At 62.5% G+C, this 21,540-nt stretch carries 21 protein-coding genes; 11 read left to right on the top strand and 10 right to left on the bottom strand.

The window, feature by feature from the left end; translation table 11 throughout:
* The first annotated feature begins 27 nt into the window (after positions 1-27).
* The 4 genes from LZ538_RS00140 to pth all read left to right on the top strand — a co-directional run bounded on the left by LZ538_RS00140 (position 28) and on the right by pth (position 3,433).
* Entirely contained in the window at positions 28-924 is an 897-nt protein-coding gene (locus LZ538_RS00140) for a TraB/GumN family protein (RefSeq protein WP_249829975.1), read from the top strand.
* A gap of 252 nt (positions 925-1,176) precedes the next feature.
* Complete coding sequence (locus LZ538_RS00145; protein ID WP_249829976.1) at positions 1,177-1,974, top strand: TraB/GumN family protein; 798 nt, start codon at positions 1,177-1,179, stop codon at positions 1,972-1,974.
* 110 nt (positions 1,975-2,084) lie between these two features.
* Positions 2,085-2,765, top strand: a complete 681-nt coding sequence (locus tag LZ538_RS00150) for a 50S ribosomal protein L25/general stress protein Ctc (RefSeq protein WP_249829977.1) — start codon at positions 2,085-2,087, stop codon at positions 2,763-2,765.
* 89 nt (positions 2,766-2,854) lie between these two features.
* Entirely contained in the window at positions 2,855-3,433 is a 579-nt protein-coding gene (pth, locus tag LZ538_RS00155) for an aminoacyl-tRNA hydrolase (RefSeq protein ID WP_249829978.1), read from the top strand.
* Here the strand turns inward: pth and LZ538_RS00160 are convergent.
* Together LZ538_RS00160 and LZ538_RS00165 are read right to left on the bottom strand one after the other, a co-directional pair.
* Positions 3,414-5,204: a TIR domain-containing protein gene (locus LZ538_RS00160; RefSeq protein WP_249829979.1), complete on the bottom strand. Its 1,791-nt coding sequence runs from the start codon at positions 5,202-5,204 to the stop codon at positions 3,414-3,416. The two genes, pth and LZ538_RS00160, sit on opposite strands and share 20 nt — an antisense overlap.
* Positions 5,205-5,253: 49 nt before the next feature.
* Positions 5,254-7,665, bottom strand: a complete 2,412-nt coding sequence (locus LZ538_RS00165; protein ID WP_249829980.1) for a zinc-dependent metalloprotease — start codon at positions 7,663-7,665, stop codon at positions 5,254-5,256.
* A 97-nt stretch (positions 7,666-7,762) separates the two neighbouring features.
* Between LZ538_RS00165 and LZ538_RS00170 the strand changes: the two genes are divergently transcribed.
* Both LZ538_RS00170 and ychF read left to right on the top strand, forming a co-directional pair.
* Complete coding sequence (locus tag LZ538_RS00170; RefSeq protein ID WP_249829981.1) at positions 7,763-8,362, top strand: TIGR02466 family protein; 600 nt, start codon at positions 7,763-7,765, stop codon at positions 8,360-8,362.
* 34 nt (positions 8,363-8,396) lie between these two features.
* Positions 8,397-9,497, top strand: a complete 1,101-nt coding sequence (ychF, locus tag LZ538_RS00175; protein WP_249829982.1) for a redox-regulated ATPase YchF — start codon at positions 8,397-8,399, stop codon at positions 9,495-9,497.
* On the opposite strand, the gene LZ538_RS00180 is transcribed toward ychF, so the two are convergent.
* From LZ538_RS00180 to LZ538_RS00190, 3 genes are all read right to left on the bottom strand, one after another.
* Positions 9,487-10,137: a phosphatase PAP2 family protein gene (locus LZ538_RS00180; RefSeq protein ID WP_249829983.1), complete on the bottom strand. Its 651-nt coding sequence runs from the start codon at positions 10,135-10,137 to the stop codon at positions 9,487-9,489. The genes ychF and LZ538_RS00180 overlap by 11 nt on opposite strands.
* 65 nt (positions 10,138-10,202) lie before the next feature.
* A complete protein-coding gene (locus LZ538_RS00185; RefSeq protein WP_249829984.1) occupies positions 10,203-12,953 on the bottom strand; it encodes a TonB-dependent receptor in 2,751 nt (916 codons plus the stop codon).
* A gap of 94 nt (positions 12,954-13,047) precedes the next feature.
* Entirely contained in the window at positions 13,048-14,667 is a 1,620-nt protein-coding gene (locus LZ538_RS00190) for a tetratricopeptide repeat-containing sulfotransferase family protein (protein WP_249829985.1), read from the bottom strand.
* A gap of 43 nt (positions 14,668-14,710) precedes the next feature.
* Here LZ538_RS00190 and LZ538_RS00195 point away from each other — a divergent pair, with 43 nt between their 5' ends.
* Entirely contained in the window at positions 14,711-15,166 is a 456-nt protein-coding gene (locus LZ538_RS00195) for a MaoC family dehydratase (protein ID WP_249829986.1), read from the top strand.
* Here the strand turns inward: LZ538_RS00195 and LZ538_RS13325 are convergent.
* Positions 15,163-15,678: a hypothetical protein gene (locus LZ538_RS13325; protein ID WP_347402726.1), complete on the bottom strand. Its 516-nt coding sequence runs from the start codon at positions 15,676-15,678 to the stop codon at positions 15,163-15,165. The genes LZ538_RS00195 and LZ538_RS13325 overlap by 4 nt on opposite strands.
* Before the next feature lie 124 nt (positions 15,679-15,802).
* Between LZ538_RS13325 and LZ538_RS00205 the strand changes: the two genes are divergently transcribed.
* From LZ538_RS00205 to LZ538_RS13390, 3 genes are all read left to right on the top strand, one after another.
* Positions 15,803-17,200 carry a leucyl aminopeptidase family protein gene (locus LZ538_RS00205; protein ID WP_249829987.1) on the top strand — a complete coding sequence of 466 codons (1,398 nt, stop codon included), beginning with the start codon at positions 15,803-15,805 and terminating at the stop codon, positions 17,198-17,200.
* Positions 17,201-17,337: 137 nt separating this feature from the next.
* On the top strand, positions 17,338-17,691 hold the full coding sequence (locus LZ538_RS00210) for a MarR family transcriptional regulator (RefSeq protein WP_430741944.1): 354 nt from the start codon (positions 17,338-17,340) through the stop codon (positions 17,689-17,691).
* A complete protein-coding gene (locus LZ538_RS13390; RefSeq protein WP_430741931.1) occupies positions 17,594-17,998 on the top strand; it encodes an SH3 domain-containing protein in 405 nt (134 codons plus the stop codon). Before LZ538_RS00210 ends, LZ538_RS13390 begins: the two co-directional genes overlap by 98 nt.
* On the opposite strand, the gene LZ538_RS00215 is transcribed toward LZ538_RS13390, so the two are convergent.
* The 4 genes from LZ538_RS00215 to LZ538_RS00230 all read right to left on the bottom strand — a co-directional run bounded on the left by LZ538_RS00215 (position 17,991) and on the right by LZ538_RS00230 (position 20,884).
* The gene (locus LZ538_RS00215) at positions 17,991-18,323 is read right to left on the bottom strand and encodes a hypothetical protein (RefSeq protein ID WP_249829989.1); all 333 of its coding nucleotides are present in this window, start codon (positions 18,321-18,323) and stop codon (positions 17,991-17,993) included. The two genes, LZ538_RS13390 and LZ538_RS00215, sit on opposite strands and share 8 nt — an antisense overlap.
* The gene (mltG, locus tag LZ538_RS00220; RefSeq protein WP_249829990.1) at positions 18,320-19,285 is read right to left on the bottom strand and encodes an endolytic transglycosylase MltG; all 966 of its coding nucleotides are present in this window, start codon (positions 19,283-19,285) and stop codon (positions 18,320-18,322) included. The genes LZ538_RS00215 and mltG overlap by 4 nt, the downstream gene beginning before the upstream one ends.
* Positions 19,282-20,541, bottom strand: coding sequence for a beta-ketoacyl-ACP synthase II (gene fabF, locus LZ538_RS00225; RefSeq protein ID WP_249829991.1), 1,260 nt, complete (start codon positions 20,539-20,541; stop codon positions 19,282-19,284). The genes mltG and fabF overlap by 4 nt, the downstream gene beginning before the upstream one ends.
* A gap of 106 nt (positions 20,542-20,647) precedes the next feature.
* A complete protein-coding gene (locus LZ538_RS00230) occupies positions 20,648-20,884 on the bottom strand; it encodes an acyl carrier protein (protein WP_249829992.1) in 237 nt (78 codons plus the stop codon).
* 107 nt (positions 20,885-20,991) lie between these two features.
* Here LZ538_RS00230 and LZ538_RS00235 point away from each other — a divergent pair, with 107 nt between their 5' ends.
* Positions 20,992-21,453, top strand: a complete 462-nt coding sequence (locus tag LZ538_RS00235; protein ID WP_249829993.1) for a vgr related protein — start codon at positions 20,992-20,994, stop codon at positions 21,451-21,453.
* Positions 21,454-21,540 lie beyond the last annotated feature (87 nt).

Genomic DNA, 21,540 nt, shown 5'->3' on the forward strand with positions numbered 1-21,540 from the left:
ATCCTGCACCCCACTTCGGAGTCCATGATGAAAAAGCTTTTCCAGCGCCTGTTTACGCCCGTCGCCGCGATGCTGGCGCTCGGGTCGGCCGGACAGGCGTCGGCAAAAGGGGCCGTTGCCCATCCCGCGATGTGGTCCGTGTCGGACGCGGACACTACCGTCTATCTCTTCGGCACGATCCACCTGCTTCCGAGCAATTATCAATGGCGGACCACAAAGTTCGACCAGGCGGTGTCGGGATCGCAGCAGCTGATGGTCGAGACCATCGTCGATCAGAATAACCCGCAAGAAATGCTGCAAGCCCTGACGGGCCTCGCCTTCTCGCCGAACCTCCCTCCTATCACCGAGCGTGTTCCGCCCGAGAAGCGGGCGGACCTGGAGGCGGCGATTGCCAAGAGCGGCATTCCGAGGGCGAGCTTCGACAAGATGGAGACCTGGGCCGCGGCCTTCATGCTCCTCGGCAATCAATTCAAGGACATGGGCCTGAAGGTCGGAGAAGGCGTGGAGATCATTCTCCGCGATTCCTTCACGAGCCAGGGCAAGTCCGTCGGCCAGCTTGAGACGAACCGGGAGCAGCTGAGCTTCTTCGATGCACTGCCCGAAACGGCTCAGCGCGCCTTGCTCGAGGGATCGATCGAAGAGCCCAAGAATATGAGTAAGGACTTCGCATCCATGCTGGGCGCCTGGGCGCGAGGTGACGTCAATGAGATCGCAGAGACGTTCAATCGCGATCTCGCCGTTTCTCCGGAGCTAAAGGACGCACTTCTCAAACGGCGCAACGCCAATTGGAGCCGGTGGGTCGAGCAGCGCATGGCTACCCCCGGGTCGGTCATGGTGGCGGTGGGCGCGGGCCATCTCGCGGGCCGCGATTCGGTCGTCGAGATGCTCAAGAAGAGCGGCTATCGGGTCCGCCGCGTCCAGTAAGCGACAGGAGTCCGGAGCGATCACGCCGTTCGTCGCTTAAATTTCACAATTCGCGGAATTCGCTAGACTTTTGTTAACAGGTCGATGACCATTCTGGCTGGGTATCGGGCTGGGGGGTTCGATGCGCGTCGGGAGTTTTGCGGGGATTTCCTCGCTGTGGATGGGCCGCGTTCGTTGCTCATCGGGGGAAACACGGACTCCTTTCGCACGTCGCCTAACCTAGAGCCGAAGAGCCCCAGGGAGGGTGGAGCTATGGTCGGACTTCTCGTCGCTGCAGCGGTAGCCGCCGCAATGCCCGCGGCGATCGATGCACCCGCTCCGAATGCCGATCCAGCGATCTTCGTCGTCCGGGACCCCGACACGACCGTTTACATTTTCGGGACGTTCCATGCCCTCGACGGCAAGACCGACTGGTTCAACGACCAGGTCAGGACGGCCTTCGACAGCAGCAGCGAGCTCGTGCTCGAAACGCTCGTTCCCGAAGGACCGAAGCCTTATGCTCCGTCGCGCCCGCCCCGCCTGGGCATGTCGGTTGCGCCGTCGGCGTCATTCCTCGCCACTACGCGGATGGCGATCGATGCGGGACGCTCGCAGGGGCTCAAGGTCAATTACGGCGCGGACATGATCCTGCGCGAGGAGGCTGAGGCCACAGGCAAGCAGGTCGACGGGCTCGAAACGCTGGACTCCCAGCTCAACATGTTCGCGAAGATGCCGCCGATGGCCGCCGCAGCTCCGCCAAAGGTGGGTGAGCCAGTCGATGAAAGCCCCGTCGAAACGCTGTCGCGGTCGATGGTGGAAATGCAGAACGCGTGGAATAGAGGCGACCAGAGCGTTTTCGTCCGGATGCTGGACCAGCTTCGTCAGGCGTCGCCGGATACCTACCGAATGTTGTTTGCCGAGCGGAATTCGCGCTGGGCGGACTGGATCGCCGGGCGCATGCAAACGCCGGGAACGGTCTTCGTCGCCGTTGGGGCGGGCCATCTGGCGGGCAAGGACAGCCTGCTCGTTCGTCTTGCCCAGCTCGGCATCGAATCCCAGCGGGTCAACTAAACCTCCCCGAACTTGCTTTTCCGGCGGTCGTGCCTTAGGGCGCGGCGCTCTCGGCCATGGTCATCCCTGGAGGCGTGGCGGAGGTTTTTGATCAATCGGAGAATAGCGAAATGAGCGAACAGCTGACGCTGCCCGCCGAAGCGCGCGACCGGGCTGGCAAGGGAGCCTCCCGTGCATTGCGTCGCGATGGACGGGTGCCCGCCGTGGTTTACGGCGAGAAGAAAGAGCCGCTTTCCATCCATGTGGAGGAAAAGCTGCTGACCAAGATGCTTCACACGGGCCACTTCATGAACTCGGTCGTGATGATCGATTTCAAGGGCAAGGCGCATCGCACTCTGCCTAAGGCTGTCGATTTCCATCCGGTCTCAAGCCGGCCCATCCACGTCGATTTCCTGCGCATTGGCGAGCACACGAAGGTCAATGTCGCCGTGCCGATGAAGTTCGACAATGAAGAGGATTCGCCGGGCCTGAAGCGCGGCGGCGTTCTCAACGTGGTCGTGCACGAGCTCGAGATCGTCTGCGACGCCGCCCACATCCCGAACGAGATTCACATCTCGCTCGAAGGTTTAGAGATCGGCGATTCGATCCATATCGGCCAGGTCAAGCTGCCCGATGGTGTCGTCCCGGCCAACCAGGACGAGGACTTCACCGTCGCAACCATCGTCGCTCCGTCGGCGATGAAGGCCGAAGAAGAAGAGGCTGCGCCGGCCGGCGAAGTCCCAACCGTCGAAGGCGAGGAAGGCGAAGGCGAAGCCCCGGCCGAAGGCGGAAGCGAGGAAGGCGGCGAATAAGCTCCTTCCCTCTCCGGAGAAAAAGAGAGCCGCTCACCCGCAAGGGTGGGCGGTTTCTTTTTGCGCCAAGCTCACGCTAGGGATCCACGATGCAATTGTGGGTCGGCCTTGGAAATCCCGGCGAGAAATATTCGCTGCACCGGCACAATGTCGGGTTCATGGCAGCCGACGTCGTGCACGACGTGCATGGCTTTAGTCCGTGGCAGAAGAAGTTCCGGAGCCTGATCGCCGAGGGACGCCTTGGCCGGCACCGGATCCTGCTGCTTAAGCCCCAGACCTTCATGAACGACAGCGGCGATGCGGTTCAGCAGGCATTGCGTTTCTACAAGTTGGACGAAGAAGCCCTGACTGTCTTCCACGATGAGCTGGACTTGGCGCCGTTCAAGGTAAAGGTGCGCGTTGGCGGCGGACTTGCAGGGCACAATGGCCTGCGGTCCATCGATGCGTCGCTGGGCCCGGAGTTTCGTCGCGTGCGCATCGGTATTGGACACCCAGGACCTGGGCAGAAGCATCTCGTCACGCCGCATGTCCTGGGCAATTACGCGAAGGCCGAAATGGAGCCCCTATCCGACATGCTTGCAGCCATTGCGGCGGAGGCAGAGTGGCTGGCCGACGGCGAAGACGCCCGCTTCATGAGCGAGATCGCGCTCAGGTTGAAGCAGAACTAGTATCACCCGAAGCGAGGCGTGCTTCATCAGGGACCATGTCTTCCGTCACCCCAGTTCGCTCCATCGCCTCCGCGACCATGCGCTTAAACCGGGGATGATCGCGCAGCGGATCCATGTCTGGATCCGCGAGCATTGTGAGCATGAGGCTTCGGCTCTGGCGGGGCATCAAAGGCTCGATCATATCAAGAGCGCCATCGATATCGCCGGCAGAAACGGCGAGAACGCAGGCAAAATTGTACGGCATGTTGATGTTGTCCGGATCGACCATCATCGCGCGTTCGATCCGCTCTCTGGCTCGGTGCAGGTCTCCCAGGATCACGAACGCCGCTGCGCTCACGCCCAGTGCCGATGCGTTGAGGCTGTCCTGCTCGAGCACCCGCTCGCTTCGTTCAAGCATGCGCTGAGCGACTTCGGGCATTCGCTCATTCAGCCCCAATGACGTGCAGCAGGTCGTCAGCATCATGCAGGAGTGAAAGTCGTTCTCGTCGAGCGACGCGGCGAGTTCATAATGATGCATCGCTTCTTCCACGCGCCGGTGCTGCATCAATAGCCGCGCGGCTTCCCGATTGGCCTCCCAGCTATTCGGATCGAGCTCCAGCGCATGGCGGATCTCGGCCTCCGCCCGTTCGAAATCGCCATGTTCGGCAATGTGACGCGCGCGAACGCTGTAAGCCGCAGCCAAGGTGGGATTGAGCTCAAGCGCTTTTTCAGCCGCCGCCAGCCCATCGTCAACGTCCCGCCCGTGGTGATAGCGCATGCTTGCCTGGGCGACGGCGAGCAGGGCCCATGCCTCGGCGTAGTTGGCATCCAGCGCAATCGCGCGCTGGGCGGTCCGGATGACGATCTCGTCGCGCCTGACGTCGCCATAATTGCCCGACACCCAAAGCTGTCGTGCCATCAGGTACAGGTTGTAAGCGTCGACGTTGCTCGTTCCTCTTTGCTCGATGGCCTTCTTCTCGGACGGCAGCAGCTTCAGCTTCAGAGCATCCACGATCGCCTTTGAAATTTCATCCTGGATAGCGAAAATGTCGGTCAGTTCGCGGTCATATCGCTCGGCCCAGGCATGGTCTCCGCTCGCGCCGTCGATCAACTGCGCGGTGATGCGGACGCGTCCTCCCGACTTGCGGACGCTGCCTTCCAGGACATGGCTGACCCCGAGCTTGCGGGCGATCTCGGAGACATCGCCTGCCTGGCCCTTGAATGCGAAGGCCGTGTTCCGCGCAGTCACGGCAAGTGCGGAAATCTTCGACAAATCCGTTGTGATGTCTTCGCTGATGCCGTCGCTGAAATATTCCTGCTCAGCGTCGCCGCTCATGTTCTGGAACGGCAGAACGCAAACCGAGACCTGCTGCCGCCGCTTGACGTCCGGAGCCGCCTTCGCTGGCGCACCGGCAAGCGCTTGCACACTGGACAGGAGCTTTTGCCAGCCCGAGCAGGACTTGCCGTCCCAGGCGATCAGCTGCGCGCATTGGATCTGGTTGAAAGGAAGCGGCGGGATAGCGCCATCGAGCGTAACCTGCACGAGGGTGCCGGCTGATCGCGCGGCGTCCGCCTCCGCCCTCACCCATTGCGATTTAACCGCTTCCGCCGACCAAAGAACCACGACCGCCTGAGCGGATTTGAGCCGCTCCTCTATGACTTCGGAATAGGTACGATGCGCGGGCAGTTCGTCGTCCCGCCAGACCTGATAACCCTCCGAGCGCAGCGCATCCGCCACGCGAACAGCATGCGGCTCGTCCGGCCGCGCGTAGGAGACGAAAACGTCCGACATCCAGCCCCTGAGGGCGAAATATCAGGAACCTGGCGGCGAGTCATCGCGCCTAGAGAACCTCATCCATCCCGATTGGCATGCCGGGCGGCACTCGTGGCAGGCGCTTCGGATCGGCAATGGCCTTGTCCAGCGCTTCGCGATCTCGCAGGAGCGAAGCGAACCCGCGGCTCCAGTCGACGACGGCGGCATCGCGCCCCTTCACCTTGTCCAGGCTGTTTGCGAGGCGGTCCAGCCTGCCCGAGAGCTGCAGCGCAATTGTTGGGGACAAAGCGGGGTCACGCTGAACTCGCGCAAGCGCCAGTATCGTGGTCGTTGCGATCCTCCTACCGACCTCCGTACCAGAACCGGCAAGAGCATGGTCGATGAGCATGTCGGACACGCGCGCCGGGTCAGGCACATTCGAATCGCTGGAATGCTGAATCTCGAGGCGGTTGAGGCGCTGGGGGTCGAGCAGCGCCTGCAGCGTCTGTACGGCGCCGATCTCAGTCGCTTCGAGCGGATCGAAGACCGGCCCGCCAGCGGTGGGGATGATCTCTATCTCCGTCTGGCGATCGTCATTCCCGCCGAAACCTGCCGACAGCAACGGCTGCAAATTGCTCGGGACCGTGAGCTCGCCGGGGGTTAGGGTATCGAGCAGCGCGTATAGCGCGGCCCATTGCGCCGCAGCAGGGACAGGCCGCGCCTCGAGGTTCTCGCCGGCCAGACTATAGGGAAAGTCCACTCCGCCCAGCGACTTGGAGGCAGCTTCGACCTGGTAGCGGCCGAGCAGCCACATCGGAACGAACGCACGGCGCAAGCCGGCAAGAGATTCTCCGGCAGGAATCGACCCGCGCCCGAAGCGCTGCAGAGCCACGCGACGCACATCCATGATCCGCTTGAGTTCCCCGACGGAATCCGCGGCATCGTCCCACAGCGCTCCGGACGGATGCCCGGAACTGACGGGCCTCGAATCCTGGTCCGCCACGAACCGCAGGCCGGCTGCGCGCGCTTCGGACAGGATAGGAGCAGCCTCGGCGTCGGTACGAGCTCCGTAGAGCCATTTGATAACCCACTTGTCCCACGGGCCGACACCCACGCCATAAGCATTCAGCAGCGAGGGCGCGCCGTCCTTGAGGCCGACCCGCGGCGCCGGATAATCCATGACCGAGAAACGGTCCTGGCTGCTCGCGGCCATATTGTGCTGCAACCCGATCGCATGGCCGACCTCGTGCGCGCCGAGCTGCCGAATGCGTGCCAGAGTGGCGGTGATCGGGTCGTCAGGATTTCCCGTGCCCGTCAGCCCGGCGCCCACGAGCGCCTGGAAAATCAGCATGTCCTGCCGCGCTCTCAGCGATCCGAGAAGGACGGAGCCTTTGATGATCTCGCCGGTGCGCGGATCGGAGATGGGCGAGCCATAGGACCAGCCGCGCGTGGCGCGATTCACCCAGTTGACCATATTGTAGCGGACATCGAGCGGATCGGCGCCCTCGGGCAGGATTTCGGCTCGGAAGGCATCGACGAAGCCGGCAGCGTCGAACGCCTGGTTCCACCAGCTTACGCCCTCGCGCAGAGCGGTGCGCATTGGCTCAGGTGCGCCGCGATCGATGTAGAAAATGATCGGCTTCTTGACGGGGGAGCGCGCGGCGGTCGGATCCGTCTTCTCAAGCCTGAAGCGGCTGGCAACGTCGCGAACCACGCTGGCGCCGAGCGGCGCCGAGAAGTCGAGTTGTTGCCGGCCGATCGAATAGCCGAAGGGATCGGTACGCGGGACATAGCCGGGCGCCGGAAGGCGAATGAGCGAATGACGCAGCACGAGCGTAACGCTGTCACTGTCCGGGATGATGTTCGTCACCTCACCCGTAGGTTCGTCGGAACGGAAAGTCAGTCTCGCGGCGAATTCGGCATTGTCCGGGAAGACCTTCACGAAGTTGGGATCCGCCGCGCTCAGCTCCGGAGCGAATTTGTACGTCCCTCCCCCGCCTTGCTTCAGCGCCTTCGCAATCCCGCCGTCGTCGCGCGCGAGGAAACCGGCCAGGTCCACGGTGAACGATCCGTCCGGCTTGCTATCCACGACGTCGCCCACCCAAATCGTCGAGGTCGCGAAGGATTCACGGACCGCTTTCACTTCTTCCGCATTTCCGGAGCTCGCGACGAACTTGGGGTTTTCGATCTCCGCCGCGACCTTCTTGCCGATGCGCCGGAAGACGAGCAGGCGGGAATCCGATGGGCGCGCCCGATCGAGACCGACGGGCGCCGACCCCAGGCCAGTCTCGAGCTGGCTTAGATAGATGTAGCGGCCCGCTACCCCTTGCGCATCCGGCTTGGGGAAGGACGCGATGATCTTCCCGGTCGCAGGCTCCGCCTTCACCTGTAGAAGCACCGGCTCCGACACTGATGACGTCTTCACGGGGACAGCCGTCACCGCACAAGGAGCGCAGGTCGACAGCGCGAACGCCAGCAATCGAAAACTCTTACTCTTCATTTTGGCAGGTTCTCCCGGAGGAGCTGGACGCTAATCGGCAGCCTGCCCACTGTCTATCCGGTTGCGCTCTACGTTTGCGGATCGCAAAGCGACCACGATGACGACGCGCAGTTTGTTCGTGACCAAGGTCTATGAGGCCGACCTGAGCGAGAAAGTCTCGCTCGAAACCCTCGCCCATTCGATCCGTACGTTGGCTCAGGACGATCAGGCCGGGCGCCGTTGGAGCCGCGAGTGCGGATATACCGGCTACACCAGCTATGCGTCGCTGAATGACCTGCCGAAGCGTGACCCCGCGTTCGCCGATCTAACTCGGCTGGTGAAGCCGCACGTTGCCCGGTTCGCGAAGGAGTGCGCATTTGCTCTGGAACGGCCGCTTCGGCTCGACAGCTTGTGGGTCAACCAACTGCCGCTCAAGGGGCATCACCGGGCGCATATCCATCCGCACAGCGTCGTTTCCGGCACGTTCTACGTCGAAATTCCAAAAGGCTCCGGCGGTATCTGCTTCGAGGATCCGCGCCTGCCCGCCCTGATGGCTGCTCCGCCGCGAGAGAATGGCGCTCCGGAGGGCTTGAGGACGATTGTCAGCCTGGAACCCCGCGCTGGACTTCTCTTGTTGTGGGAAAGCTGGCTCCGTCACGAGGTGCTGGCCGGTTCTGGCCGCGGCGACAGGTTGAGCGTCAGCTTCAATTTCGCGTAGAGGGCCGCAAACTTCCCTCATCATTAGGAATAACATGGGCTTCCGCTGCGGCATCGTCGGCCTGCCAAACGTCGGCAAATCGACCCTTTTCAATGCTTTGACCGAAACTGCCGCGGCGCAGGCGGCAAACTATCCTTTCTGCACGATCGAGCCCAACGTCGGCCGGGTCGCGGTACCGGACGCGCGGCTGGATGAGATTGCGCGCATCGCCAAGTCTGCGAACGAGATCGAAACCCAGATCGAGTTCGTCGACATCGCCGGCCTGGTGCGAGGTGCGTCACAAGGCGAAGGACTCGGCAACCAATTCCTGGCGAACATCCGGGAGGTCGATGCGATCGTTCATGTGCTTCGCTGCTTCGAGGGAGGAGACGTGACGCATGTCGAGGGCCGCGTCGATCCGATCGCCGACGCGGAGACGGTGGAGACCGAGCTGATGCTTGCCGATCTCGAAAGCCTCGAGCGGCGAGTGCCAAACCTCGTGAAGAAGGCGCAGCAGGGCGACAAGGAGGCGAAGATAGAAGCCTCAGTTCTCACACAAGCGCTCGACCTGCTTCGCGCATCGAGGCCGGCGCGGTTGACCCAGCCAAGGGACGCCGAGGAAGCCAAGGCGCTTCAGCGCGCCCAGCTGCTGACCGCCAAGCCGGTACTTTACGTCTGCAACGTGGACGAAGGCGACGCAGCCGATGGCAATGAGCTGTCGGCGCGCGTGTTCGAAAAAGCTGCTTTGGAGGGAGCGAAAGCGGTCGTGATCTCGGCAGCGATCGAGGCGGAGATCGCAACGCTGCCCGCGGACGAACGCGAAGCCTTCCTGTCCGACCTCGGCCTCCACGAAACAGGGCTCAACCGAATGATCCACGCCTCCTATGAGCTTCTCGGCCTCATCACCTTCTATACGGCAGGGCCGAAGGAAGCGCGTGCGTGGACGGTTCACCGCGGGGCAAGAGCGCCGGAGGCTGCCGGGGAGATCCACACGGACTTCGAGCGCGGGTTCATCCGCGCGGAGACGATCGCCTACGACGATTATCTGAAGTGCGGCGGGGAAACGGGCGCCAAGGATGCCGGCAAGATGCGGGCCGAAGGAAAAGAATATGTCGTGCAGGACGGCGACGTGATGCTGTTCCGCTTCAACGTTTAGGGGCAGGTTCTTTCCGCGCGGGCCAGCGCTCGGCAACCGCCACCATCGCCAGCACCCAGGCTGCGCCGAATGACCAGCCGCCAATGACGTCGCTCGGCCAGTGCACGCCAAGCATCGGGCGGCTGATCCCGACGCAGAATGTCCCAAGCAACGCCCCGGGCACTGCCCACCATCGTTGTTCGCGCGGTGCCGCGAGCAAGGCGAGCGTAAGCAGCAGGATCATGGAATTGGCAGCGTGCGCGCTGGGGAAGGACAGGCTTTGCACCGGCACGAGATGCTCGGTCGCGGTCGGCCGCAGCCGGTGGATACCGAACTTCTGAAGCTCGACGAGGATTCGCCCGATCAGCGTGATGGCCAGTAGCAGGACTGCCGTCCGCAAGTGCTTCCGATAGAGTAGCCAGCCGCCTGCGATGATGCTGAGGAGGATCACCGCCTGCCACTCGCCGAACACCGTCACGAATGTCGCGAAGGCCCGAACCGCGGGCTTGTGCGCCGAATAGAGCGCTTCGAGCACGGCGAGGTCCAGAGTACCGGTCCCGCCAACCATCATCGTCAGCCAGATAGCTACGAGCGCCGAAGCGGCGGCTATCGTCCCTGCGCGATGGGCAGTTGGTCGAGCTGGAGGCGGCGAATCAAGCATCGCCAAGCGGATAAAAGAAAAGGGGCGCCGAAGCGCCCCTCCCCCGAGAATGTTTACCGCGGACCCTAGAACTTCATGCCCGCGCGGATACCGATCGTCCGCGGACGGCCGGGCACGATCTTGGTCTGATTGAGGCCGGTCGGATTGCCCTCGACGTCCTCGAGCACGCCGCAAAGCGAACAGACTACGAAACGCGAAAGCTGGTTGCGCTCGTCGAAGATGTTCGTGCCGAACAGTTCAACACTGTAACGGCTCCAATCGTAACCGGCGAACAGGTCGACCAGGGTATAGGCCGGGATCGTACCGGTCACGGCCTGGTCGGCCGTATTCAGGCCTGACGGGGCCGAGCCCTGGTGGACGAAACCGATCTGGCCGTGAGCTTTGCCTGGGCCCATGTCCCAGGTGTAGCGCGCTGTCGCCGAGATCTTGAACTTCGGCGTGACAGGAAGGCGCGTACCCTTTGGCGCCGTGATCTCGTCGAACTCGGTCTCATCCTCCTCGGTGGTGGGATCGTCCGGCGTCAGCAGGAGGTGGCAATCCGGCACCGGATTTCCCGCGACCCCGCAGATATTGTCCTTGGTTTTGGCGTCTGTGTAGGCAGCCGCCACGTTCAGCGTCAGCCCACGATAGACATAGTTTACGTCCGTCTCGATGCCGTTGATCTTCGCATCGCGGCCGTTCTGGACGACGGTGAGGCTGTTCTCACCCAGGAAGCTGAACTGAAATTTCTGCCAGATCTGGTGGTAGATGGCGCCATTCCAACGAACCGGCCCCAGCGTGGTTTTCCAGCCCAGCTCGTTGTTGATGAGGAAGTCCGCCGCATAAGGCGCCAGGCCGGGCTGACGATTGATGCCGCCGGGCCGGAAGCCCTTCGACCTCGTCGCATAGAACATCAGGCTGTCGTGTGGCTTCCACGTGCCGTTGAAGCGATAGGTCCAACCCGTATCCTTGCTCTGCTTCGGCTTGACGACACCATCGGCGAAGCGGCCCACGTTGATGCACGGCGTACCCGGTAGCAGGCCGTTGAGAATGAGCGTCGTGTCGGTGCCATTGATCTGCGATTCCCGGAGCGTGTCTCCGCTGGTCGTGAAGCATTGCGCGACGCCGGTCTTGGTGCTTCCGACCGCGTTGGGCGGTGGCGGGTCGTCGCCGATGGCGTCACCGTTCGAGTCCTGGATGAAGTTTGGATCGCGTCCAAAACCAGCGAAGCCGAAGACGGTATTGTCGAACTTGTACCAGCGCCCGCCGCCCGTCAGCGTGAATTGCGGCGTGACGTCGAAGCTTAGCTCACCGAACACCGCATAGTCGCGATCGATCCGCTCCTGCTTCGTCAGCCAGAGCAGGCCGGGCCGACCGTTGACCGACAGCGAGGCCGCCAGATCATCGACATGATATTCCTGGAGGATGTCATTCGACTGGCGCTGGTAGAATAGGCCTCCAATGAAGCGGAATCGGTTCTCGGCCGGAGAAGCGACACGCAGCTCCTGGCTCAACTTTTTGAAGTTGTTTCCGCCCGTGATGTACTGCCGGATATCGATGGGGTTGCCAGCGTCGTCGAAGAAGTACTGGTAATTCGCGATACCGCCGTACGGTTCATAGTAGCGATCATACGCATCCGCGTAATCGGTGTAGTCGTTGATCGAGAAATTGGGCCGATGCATGAATGCGCCGGCGTATGTGATGTCGAAATTGGCGATCTTGCCTTCGATGGTCAGCGCATATTGCGTGAACTTGTCGGTCGCGGGTTCCTTCCGGAAACGCTGGGTTTCGAGGTCGCCAAGCGCATCGTCCATGAACCAGACGCCTTCCGTCTTGGAATGCTGGTGCAGGATCGTTGGCGTGACGGTCCAATTGTCATCGAGATCGATCTTCAGCGCGGCGCGACCACCATAAGTGTCGTTGACGTTGAAATTCTTCTTCACGAAGGCGGCATTGTCGACGTGGATGCCGTTTCTCACGCAGCCGACCGTCACAGTGTCGCCAGGCTCGGCGTCGGGACTCGTATCGGGTTCGGTGATCGGATCGCCGCAATAGGTGCGTTCGCCAAAGACGTTGTCGATGTAGCCAGCATCGTGCTGATAGAAAGCACTGGCGCGGAATGCGATATTGTCGGCCACGGGGAGGTTGATCATGCCCTCCAGGCTTCCACCGACGCCGCCATGGCTCACGCCATTGAACTCGGCATCGACCCGGCCGGTCGTGACACCCAGCTCAGGCTTGTTGGTGATGATGCGGATCGTGCCGGCTTCGCTCGATGCGCCGTAAAGAGTGCCCTGCGGACCGGCGAGACTTTCAATACGAGCGATGTCGTAGATGTGGACGTCCAGCGTTCCGCCGATCGTCGTGACCGGCTGCTCGTCGAGGTAGAAACCGACCGATGGCAGCGAGCCCGTGTGGTTTCCGTCGCCGCCAGTCGCGACGCCGCGCATGTAGACGGTGGTGAACCCCGGCGCCGCCGTCTGGAAGCTGACCGATGGAAGCTGCTTGGTGTAGTCCTCGAAGTTGGAGATGTTCAGCTGGTCGAGACGGCGAGTGCCGATCGCCTGGACGCTCATCGGAACGTTCTGAAGGTTCTCCTCGCGCTTCGTCGCCGTGATGATGATCTCAGTCTCGTCCGGAACCTTCCCGTCCTGCGCGCTCTGGACGACGGGATTGGAAGTTACGTCCGTAGCGTTGGTGCCCGGCGCCGGTGACTGAGTCGTCGGTGTCTCAGGAGTGGCATCCGCCGGGCTCGGCGTTTGCGCGAAAACTGGCGAAGCGATGGCAGTAGAAGCGAGAAATCCGAGCGTTAGCGCACGGATGGTACGAGCAGTCATTTCCAGAGGCCCCCTCAGGCAAATCTGTCGACATTGCGACAGAGGGTTCCACCGATGTCAACAGGCCGAAACGGCTGCTGACACGATTGTTACATTAGCGTTGCAAGAATGACGCGGGTGCCTGTGGATAGGCGTCCAGGACCTCCCCCAATGCCTCTTTCAGCGGGCCGAGATGATCCTCGTATCGGCGCCATTCGTCCGCGGCATCGCGGTAGATCGGCTGACGCACCTGCTGCGCGCTAGGAGTGCGGACGGCACGCTCCGTATTGTAGAATTCCAGGCACGCCGGCTCGAACTCCAGGCCGCAATAGTCGAGGAGCGCCCGCACTTCCGCCTCAGTATCGTCGATCATCCGTTCGTAGATCACGCGATGGACGCGCCCGGGCATGACCATGTCGATATGCGACATCAACCGCACATAGTCCGAATAGTATCGGCCCAAGTCGGTCAGATCGTAGGTAAAGTCCTGGCCCCGCGCGAAATGCTGGCGGAAGTTCGACATGCAGCACGCCATAGGATGCCGCCGCGCGTCGATAATCGTCGCTTTGGGCAGGATGAAATGAATGAAAGGCACGAACATCCAGTTGTTCGGCAGCTTGTCGATGAAGAACGGACGATCTGTCCTCCGCTGGATCGCGCTGCGCTTGAGATATTCCTCGCCCGCGGCGCAGCGCTCATCCTCGGTGAGTTCGACGGCGGAGCGAGGATATTTGCCCCCGCCCCGAGCGATCGCGGGCATGTCCGGCAGCTCGGACGTGCCTTCGACCAGGCTATGGGAGGACAGGATCTGCTCGACGAGAGTTGAGCCCGCGCGGGGCATACCGACCACAAAAATGGGATCTGGCGCGAGGTTGCCCCCTGGGGTCGCCAGCAATTCAGCCGTGAACAGCTCGATACTTCGGTCGACGAGCTCGCTGAGATGGCCTGCAACGAACGGATGGTATTGCCGCCGCAGCGCATTGCCGGCTGCATAATGCGCGAATGCATCGTCGCTCCGGCCAAGATCGTGGAAGGCCTTTCCGAGCGCAAAATCGAGGTGGAAGCGGTCGTCCTCCTTAAGATCGTGGCGCGCGAGCGCTGACTGCATCGCCTCCGCATCGGATTCACTAAAGCGGACGGTCTTGAGATTGGCCAAGCTCCACCACGCCTCGCCGAGCGCTGGATTTACGGCGATGGCCTTGCGGTAGGCGGCGACGGCTTCGTCGAGGCGACCCAAAGTCTTGAGCATATGCCCGTAGCTGAGGAGGACACGAGGTTGATCCGGCGCGCGCCGAAGCACCTGCTCGTAGAGTGCCACCGCCTGCTCGAAATCGCCGAGCCGCCCCAATGTTGCTGCCTTGAGATTCAGATGCCCAGGCTGGTCGGGCTCCGTTTCGAAGATGTCATCGAGTAGTTCCAGGGCTTCCGCAGGCCGTCCCAACCGGCCCAGCACCATCGCCAGATTGGCTCGCGCCGCAGTAAAATTAGGACTGATCTCCACGGCCCGCCGCAGGAGCGTCTCGGAATCCTTCAGACGGCCCAAGCGTGCGGCAAGCTCGGCGAGCATGCGGATCGCACGCACGTCGAAAGGGTCTTCCTTGAGGTACGGTTTCAGTATCCGCTCGGCGATATCGAGACGGTTTTCGTGCAGCGCCGCTGCCGCCTCAATTAGACGCGGGTGCCATCGTCCGCTGATTTGAGCATCGCTTGCCACACGGCAGCCGTAGCGCGGCATTTGCCCTCGCGCCAAGCGACCTCCGCCGTTATGCGCCGCCGCCATGCGATATTTCGAAGATCTGGTGGTGGGCGCCCAAACCGAATTCGGCTCCTACGACGTGACGCGGGAAGAAGTGCTGGAGTTCGCCAGGAAATACGATCCCCAGCCCTTCCATTTGTCGGACGAAGCCGCGGCAAAGACGCATTTTGGCAGGATTGCCGCGAGCGGCTGGCACACCTGTGCAATGACCATGGCGGTCATTGCCCGGCGCGTCGTCGATGACGAGCAAGCAGGACTGGGATCTCCCGGGATCGACGAACTGCGCTGGTTGAAGCCGGTCTATCCCGGCGACACGCTGCACGTGCGCGGCGAGATCGTCGAGAAGACCCCGTCGCGCAGCAAGCCCGATATTGGCTCTTTCAGGTCACGGACGACCGTAACCAACCAGGACGGCGTTCCCGTCTTGACCTTCGTATCGATCGTCCTGATCCGTCGTCGGCCCGACGCGCAACCTTAGTCCTCGTCTCTCGCCTTCCGCGCGGCGCGACGCTCCTGCCGCTCGATCCTGCGCGTCTCGGCAGTCTGGGTTCGCGCGGTCGTCCGCGGTGTGCGGGCCGTCCGTGGACGGTTGAAATCACTCCAGTTGGACTGGATGCGCGTACGCTGCGTGGTTGGGACCGCGGCTACGCGCTGCGTCCAGTACACGCGCTGCGCGTCACTCCAGACGCGTGGTCGCCGGTACGTGTCGTAAACGTAAGAGCCGGTGCCGGGGTAATAATAGCCGTCGTACCAGCCATAGTAGGGCGACCCGTAACCGTAGCCGTAACCCGAGCCGTAGCCGTAACCTGAGCCGTAGCCGTAGCCGACGCTCGCGTAGGGCCCGTAGGATGAGCCGTAATAAGGGCTATAGCCGTAACCGTACGAGCCATAGGGACTGCCGTGGCCGAGCCCCATGCCGAGATCGCCGTAAGCGCAGCCGCCAAGAGCGAGCGCCGCGCCGGCCAGTGTGGTGATGAATGGAATACGCATGACAAACCTACTCAAAACAGGTGGATAGCACTAACGAACTGAGTTCGAGCACGTTCCTGAGGCTCGCCTGCTTCACGCATGCGCCGCGCTTGCCACCGGCCTTCCCTCCGCTAAGGGGCGGTCGATGACCGACTTTGCTTCGCTGCTCGTCGCCGATCGCGGCCAGGCTGCGCGACCGATACACCTCGTCGACAAGGACAGCTTCGGGGAATGGCTGAAACGGCGCCCCGCAGAAGATCGTGCGCTGCTGGACGCTCATCGCTTCGACGGGAAGCAGGGGTTCTCGTTCGCCATACTGCCGCGCGGATCCGACTTCGAAGTCGTGGCGGCCGTCAGGAAGGCGGATGAACTGTCCGCCTGGTGCCTCGCGAAACTGGCGGAGAGCCTGCCCGAGGGCGTTTACAAGCTCGCCTCTGGCGAACCCGGCAAGGCGACGCTGGGCTGGCTGCTGGCGCAGCACAGCTTCGACGACTTCCGCTTAAAGAAAGAGGAGCCGAAGCCGGGTCCGCGGGTGCTGCTGACGGGGGAACCCGCGAAGATCGAAAGCGCAGTGCAGTTTGCAGAAGCCACTGCACTGGTCCGCGACCTCGTTAATATGCCCGCTGGCATGCTCGGCCCCGCCGAGCTCGAGCAGGCAGTCAGGACTGAAGCAAACCGCTTCGGCGCGAAGGTTCACGTGATCACCGGCCAACAGCTCAGCGACGGCTACCCGCTCATTGCGGCAGTCGGCGGTGGCGCATCGAAGGACCGGGCCCCTCGGTTGATCGAACTGGAATGGGGCAATCCCAAGGATCCGCTCGTGGCGATCGTCGGCAAGGGCGTCTGTTTTGACAGCGGCGGCCTCGATCTGAAGCCGGCCTCGGGCATGCGCCTGATGAAGAAGGACATGGGCGGGGCCGCGCACGCTCTCGCGCTCGCGAGGTTGGTGATGACCGAACGGCTGCCGATCAGGCTGCACCTCCTCATCCCTGCAGTAGAGAATGCGGTCTCAGAGTCTGCTTACCGGCCGGGCGACATCGTGAAGTCCCGCAAGGGCCTGTTCGTCGAGATCGACAATACCGACGCCGAGGGGCGGTTGATCCTCGCCGACGCGCTCGACAAGGCAGTTGCCGGAAAGCCGGAACTGATCATTGATTTCGCTACCCTCACTGGGGCCGCGCGCGTCGCCTTGGGCCCGGATCTCCCGGCGATGTTCTCCAATCGAGACGAGCTTGCGAGCGAAATCGAAAGTGCTGGCCTGAGCGTCGATGACCCGGCGTGGCGAATGCCGCTGTGGGAGCCCTATGACGAACTTTTGAAGAGCGACATCGCCGATGTAGCGAACGCTTCGAGCTCACCCATGGCAGGCTGCATCACTGCCGCGCTCTTCCTGAAGCGCTTCGTCCCGGACGATATTGCCTGGGCGCATTTCGACACCTTCGCATGGCGAGACCAGGCCAAGCCAGGACGTCCAAAGGGAGGAGATTCGCTCGGCCTGCGCGCAGCTTTTCATGTCCTTCGAACGCGTTATTCGAACAACTAATCCTTCATTTCACCCGAGATTTGGCCATTTTCAGGTAATTGGCCTGCAACATTTCGCGTCCTTACCGGTTTAATTGCCCGTAACGCGACACGGGATGGAGATGAGCAGCTATGGGCGAGGTTTCGCTTACCGGCTGGATGAAGGCACTCATAGCCTATGTCCGCTCGGGCGAGCCCGACCTGACGAACCGGCAGATGGCGCTCCTGATGCTGGTTTATCTCACACCGGGGCCTCACACCGTAAGAGGCCTTGCCAGGCTCCTTGGGGTCTCCAAGCCGGTAGTGACGCGCGCCTTGAACACGCTCGGCGCGCTCGGCTATCTGCGGCGTGAACGGGACCAGGACGACCGCCGCAACGTGTTTGTCGTCCGCACCAACAGCGGGGCAGAATTTCTTGAAGGCTTCAAGCGCAACCTCCGCGAAGGGGACAACGGCGGCGGCGGCCACAGACCCATCATCGGGCAAGCCCCCGCGTACGCCCATCAGCGGTGATAGTTTCGCACTGAGCGGTTCGGGCGATCGTCCGGACCCAGCTTTCCATGCATATCGCAAAGACCTGGCGGACGTTTGTCTCGCCGGCCAGGTCATTGCATCGCATTATGCCGAGGCCGTCGATCGCGAAGTCACCAGTGGCGGCGAGCTTCGCACGGCGCCTGACGGCGAAGTCATCCGGCAGCTGAAACCGGGCGAACCCTTCAGCCTTCTAGATGACAGCGGGGGTTGGGCCTGGGGCTATGCCGGGAACGAGCACCGCGTCGGCTTCGTCCGCTCGGAAGCGCTGGCTCGGCGCGCTAGTTGAAAATCGCGGTTTCAAGCCAGATCAGCTGGTAAAGGCTGCTGCCCACTAGAACGGCGAGCAAAGCCAGGATCGCATAGTCACGCCAGGGCTTCCTGGGACGCCGGGGCGGGAATAGCAGCCACGCGGCGAACGCCGATAGCACGATCGTTCCCATGGCGGTGTTGCGCAGGAAAATCGCGACGACTTCACGAATATGCTCCGTCCCGGCAGCGGTCTCTTCGCCATGCGGGCTCATCAGCAGCGCCGTCAGCCAGGTGACGACCGCGGAGACGAGCATCAATTCGCCGAAGAAGATGCGGCCGCGGAAAATACCGCGGTTCCTCACATTTCGCCCCTTTGCCGCCGGAGTGCATACCATTTGGCGACATTGGCCTGATGCTCGGCGAGCGTATTCGCGAATACGTGGCCGCCCGTCCCATCGGCGACGAAATATAGGGCCTTTGTCGAGGCGGGATTGAGCACCGCGGCTATGCTGTCCCTCCCCGGATTGGCAATCGGACCCGCGGGCAGGCCAGCGCGCCGGTAAGTATTGTAGCCATTGTCATCCATCAGCTCGGAGCGGCGGATTCTCCGGCCCAGCGGTTTCCCCTTCGTCACGGGATATATAACGGTCGGATCTGCATCCAGCTTCATGCCGATCTTGAGGCGGTTGCAATAAACTCCCGCGATCATCGGCCGCTCCGCAGCCTTGCCGGTTTCCTTCTCGACGATTGAGGCCAGGATGACCGCCTGTTCCGTGGTCACGATAGGGCAGGCATAGCTTCGCTTCGGCCACAGCTGGGCGATGGTCTTCTTCATTGCGGACTGCATGCGCGACAGCACCGCCGATCGCGCCTCGCCACGCTTGTAACCATAGCTGTCCGGCAGGACCGATCCCTCGTCGATGGCCGGCACCGCACCGCTCAGATACCCGTTCGTCGCCAGTTTCTCGGCAACAATGACCGAAGGCATGCCCTCGGTCACGGTAATCAGGCGCTGGACCGGCTTGCCGTGCTGGAGGAGATCGAGGATCGCGGCGCCGCCCATGCCCTTCGGGATCTCGAACTCGCCTGCCTGTATCGGGTCGCCGGAACCCAAAATCCGGGCGATGAGCGAATAGCTCCGGGCGGTACCCGGGATCGCCCCTTCCCGGGCAAGCTGCCGCGACACGCTAGACAGCGTCGAGCCTTCTTCGACGATGATGCTATGCGGTCCTGGCTTGGGCCCGGAAGCCCACCAGAGGATATAGAGGGCAGCCAGCGCGGCGAGGATGAACGCGGCCGCGCCGAATACAAGCAGTCGCCTCACACGGCCTTCATGATCAGCGATGCATTGGTTCCGCCGAAGCCGAAGCTGTTGTTCAGCACCGCGCGCACCGTGCGCTCCTTCGCCTTGTGCGGGACAAGGTCCACCCCGGCCGTCCCCTCACTCGGATTGTCGAGGTTCAGCGTCGGCGGAACGATCTGGTCGCGCATGGCCAGGATGCAGAAGATGCTCTCGACCGCTCCCGCACCGCCAAGCAGATGGCCGATGGCCGACTTGGTCGAGCTCATCGACAGCGACCCGATCGCATTGCCGAACAGCTTGCGCACCGCGCCAAGCTCGAGCTCATCGCCGAGCGGCGTGGATGTCCCGTGGGCGTTGATATAGTCGATGTCGGACGGCTGCAGGCCCGACTTCCTAAGCGCCATCTCCATCGAACGATATGCGCCCGACCCTTCCGGGTGGGGTGCGGTCACGTGATATGCGTCGCCCGACAGCCCGTAGCCGATGACCTCGGCATAGATCTTGGCGCCGCGATTCTTGGCATGCTCATATTCCTCGAGCACCACCACGCCGGCGCCCTCGCCCATTACGAAGCCATCGCGATCCCTGTCGTAAGGCCGGCTCGCCTTCTCGGGCTGGTCGTTGAAGTTGGTGCTGAGCGCGCGTGCCTGCGCGAAGCCCGCGATGCCGATCGGGCAGATCGTCGCCTCCGCGCCGCCCGCGAGCATGATGTCCGCGTCACCATCCTTGATCATCCGCGCGGCGTCGCCGATCGAGTGCGCGCCCGTGGAGCAGGCCGTCACCACGGCATGGTTCGGGCCCATCAGGCCATATTTGATCGAAACCTGCCCCGAGATGAGATTGATCAGACGGCCGTGCACGAAATGCGGGCTGACGCGACCAGGCCCGTTCTCGTGCAGGTTGACGCTTTCCTTCTCGATACCGGGGAGCCCGCCGATGCCGGATCCGATCGAGCAGCCCGCGCGAAGCCGCATCTCTTCCGGCATGTCCGCAAGCCCCGCATCCTCAATGGCTTGGCCGGCAGCATCGATCCCGAAAACGATGAATGGGTCGACCTGGCGCTGAACCTTGTGGTCGACGCGCTTGGACGGATCGAAGCCATATTCGTGATCCGCCGGCTTCACCTCACAGGCGATGCGGCATTTCTGGTCACTGGCGTCGAACTTCGTGATGGGACCAGCGCCGCTCTTGCTGGCGAGGATGTTCTTCCAGCTGGTTTCGACGTCGCCTCCAAGCGGCGTCACCAGCCCAAGACCCGTCACAACTATACGGCGCATGTTTTCCACTCCGTCAGTTCCTCCAAAACAAACGGCCTCCCGATTGTGTTCGGGAAGCCGTTCGATGCCGCCCTACGGCGCGCGGCGGCAGATCGGCGGACCCCGATCAGCCCTTGTTCTGGTCGATATAGTCGATCGCGTCGCGGACGGTCGTGATCTTCTCGGCGGCATCGTCCGGGATCTCGACCCCGAACTCTTCCTCGAAGGCCATGACCAGCTCGACGATGTCGAGGCTGTCCGCACCCAAATCGTCGATGAAGCTCGCGTCCTCGGTGACCTTGTCGGCTTCGACGCCGAGGTGTTCGACGACGATCTTTTTCACCCGATCGGCAGTCTCGCTCATGGGTAGCTTCCTCCGTTTATAGCTTTTGCGCTGCCCTAGCGGCGGTCCCCGCCCCTCGCAAGAGCAGCGGGCTTGGTGAGAGATCAATGAGCGCTTAACTCCCCTTCGTGGTTTCACGTCCCCTCACCACTGGCGAAATTGCAATCGCGCGCTCCGTGTTCGGCGACGCAATCGACTATGCGTCGGTGCGGCTCTTCAAGCGCAAATGGTGGCCGTTCCACCCCAAAAATGCCGCGATGGCCCCCATGGGGAACATCTATTTCCACCCCGAAGGCGGAGTCTGGTCGGATGATTTCTCAAAAGAGCCGCTAAGTCGCCAAGGCTTTTTCATCCACGAGATGACGCATGTTTGGCAGACCCAGACGAAGGGGAAGCTCTACCTGCCTCTGATGCGGCATCCCTTCTGCCGCTACACCTACCAGCTTCGCGAAGGCCGGTCGTTCGGCCGCTACGGTCTTGAACAACAGGCGGAAATTGTCCGCCACGCGTTTCTGGCGAGACACGGCGCCGCTCCGCCGATCTGCCCGCCGTCGTCGCTCCTGCCCTTCCGCGAAGGCTCCCGACTGTAACACTGCCGCAACAGATGGAACCAGAAGTGCCGGCCGAGTCCGCGGCGCTCTTCTGACTCATGGCCGTTTCAGGCATGCTCGCGCCGC

Source organism: Sphingomonas hankyongi (assembly GCF_023516575.1).
Lineage (GTDB): Bacteria > Pseudomonadota > Alphaproteobacteria > Sphingomonadales > Sphingomonadaceae > Sphingomicrobium > Sphingomicrobium hankyongi.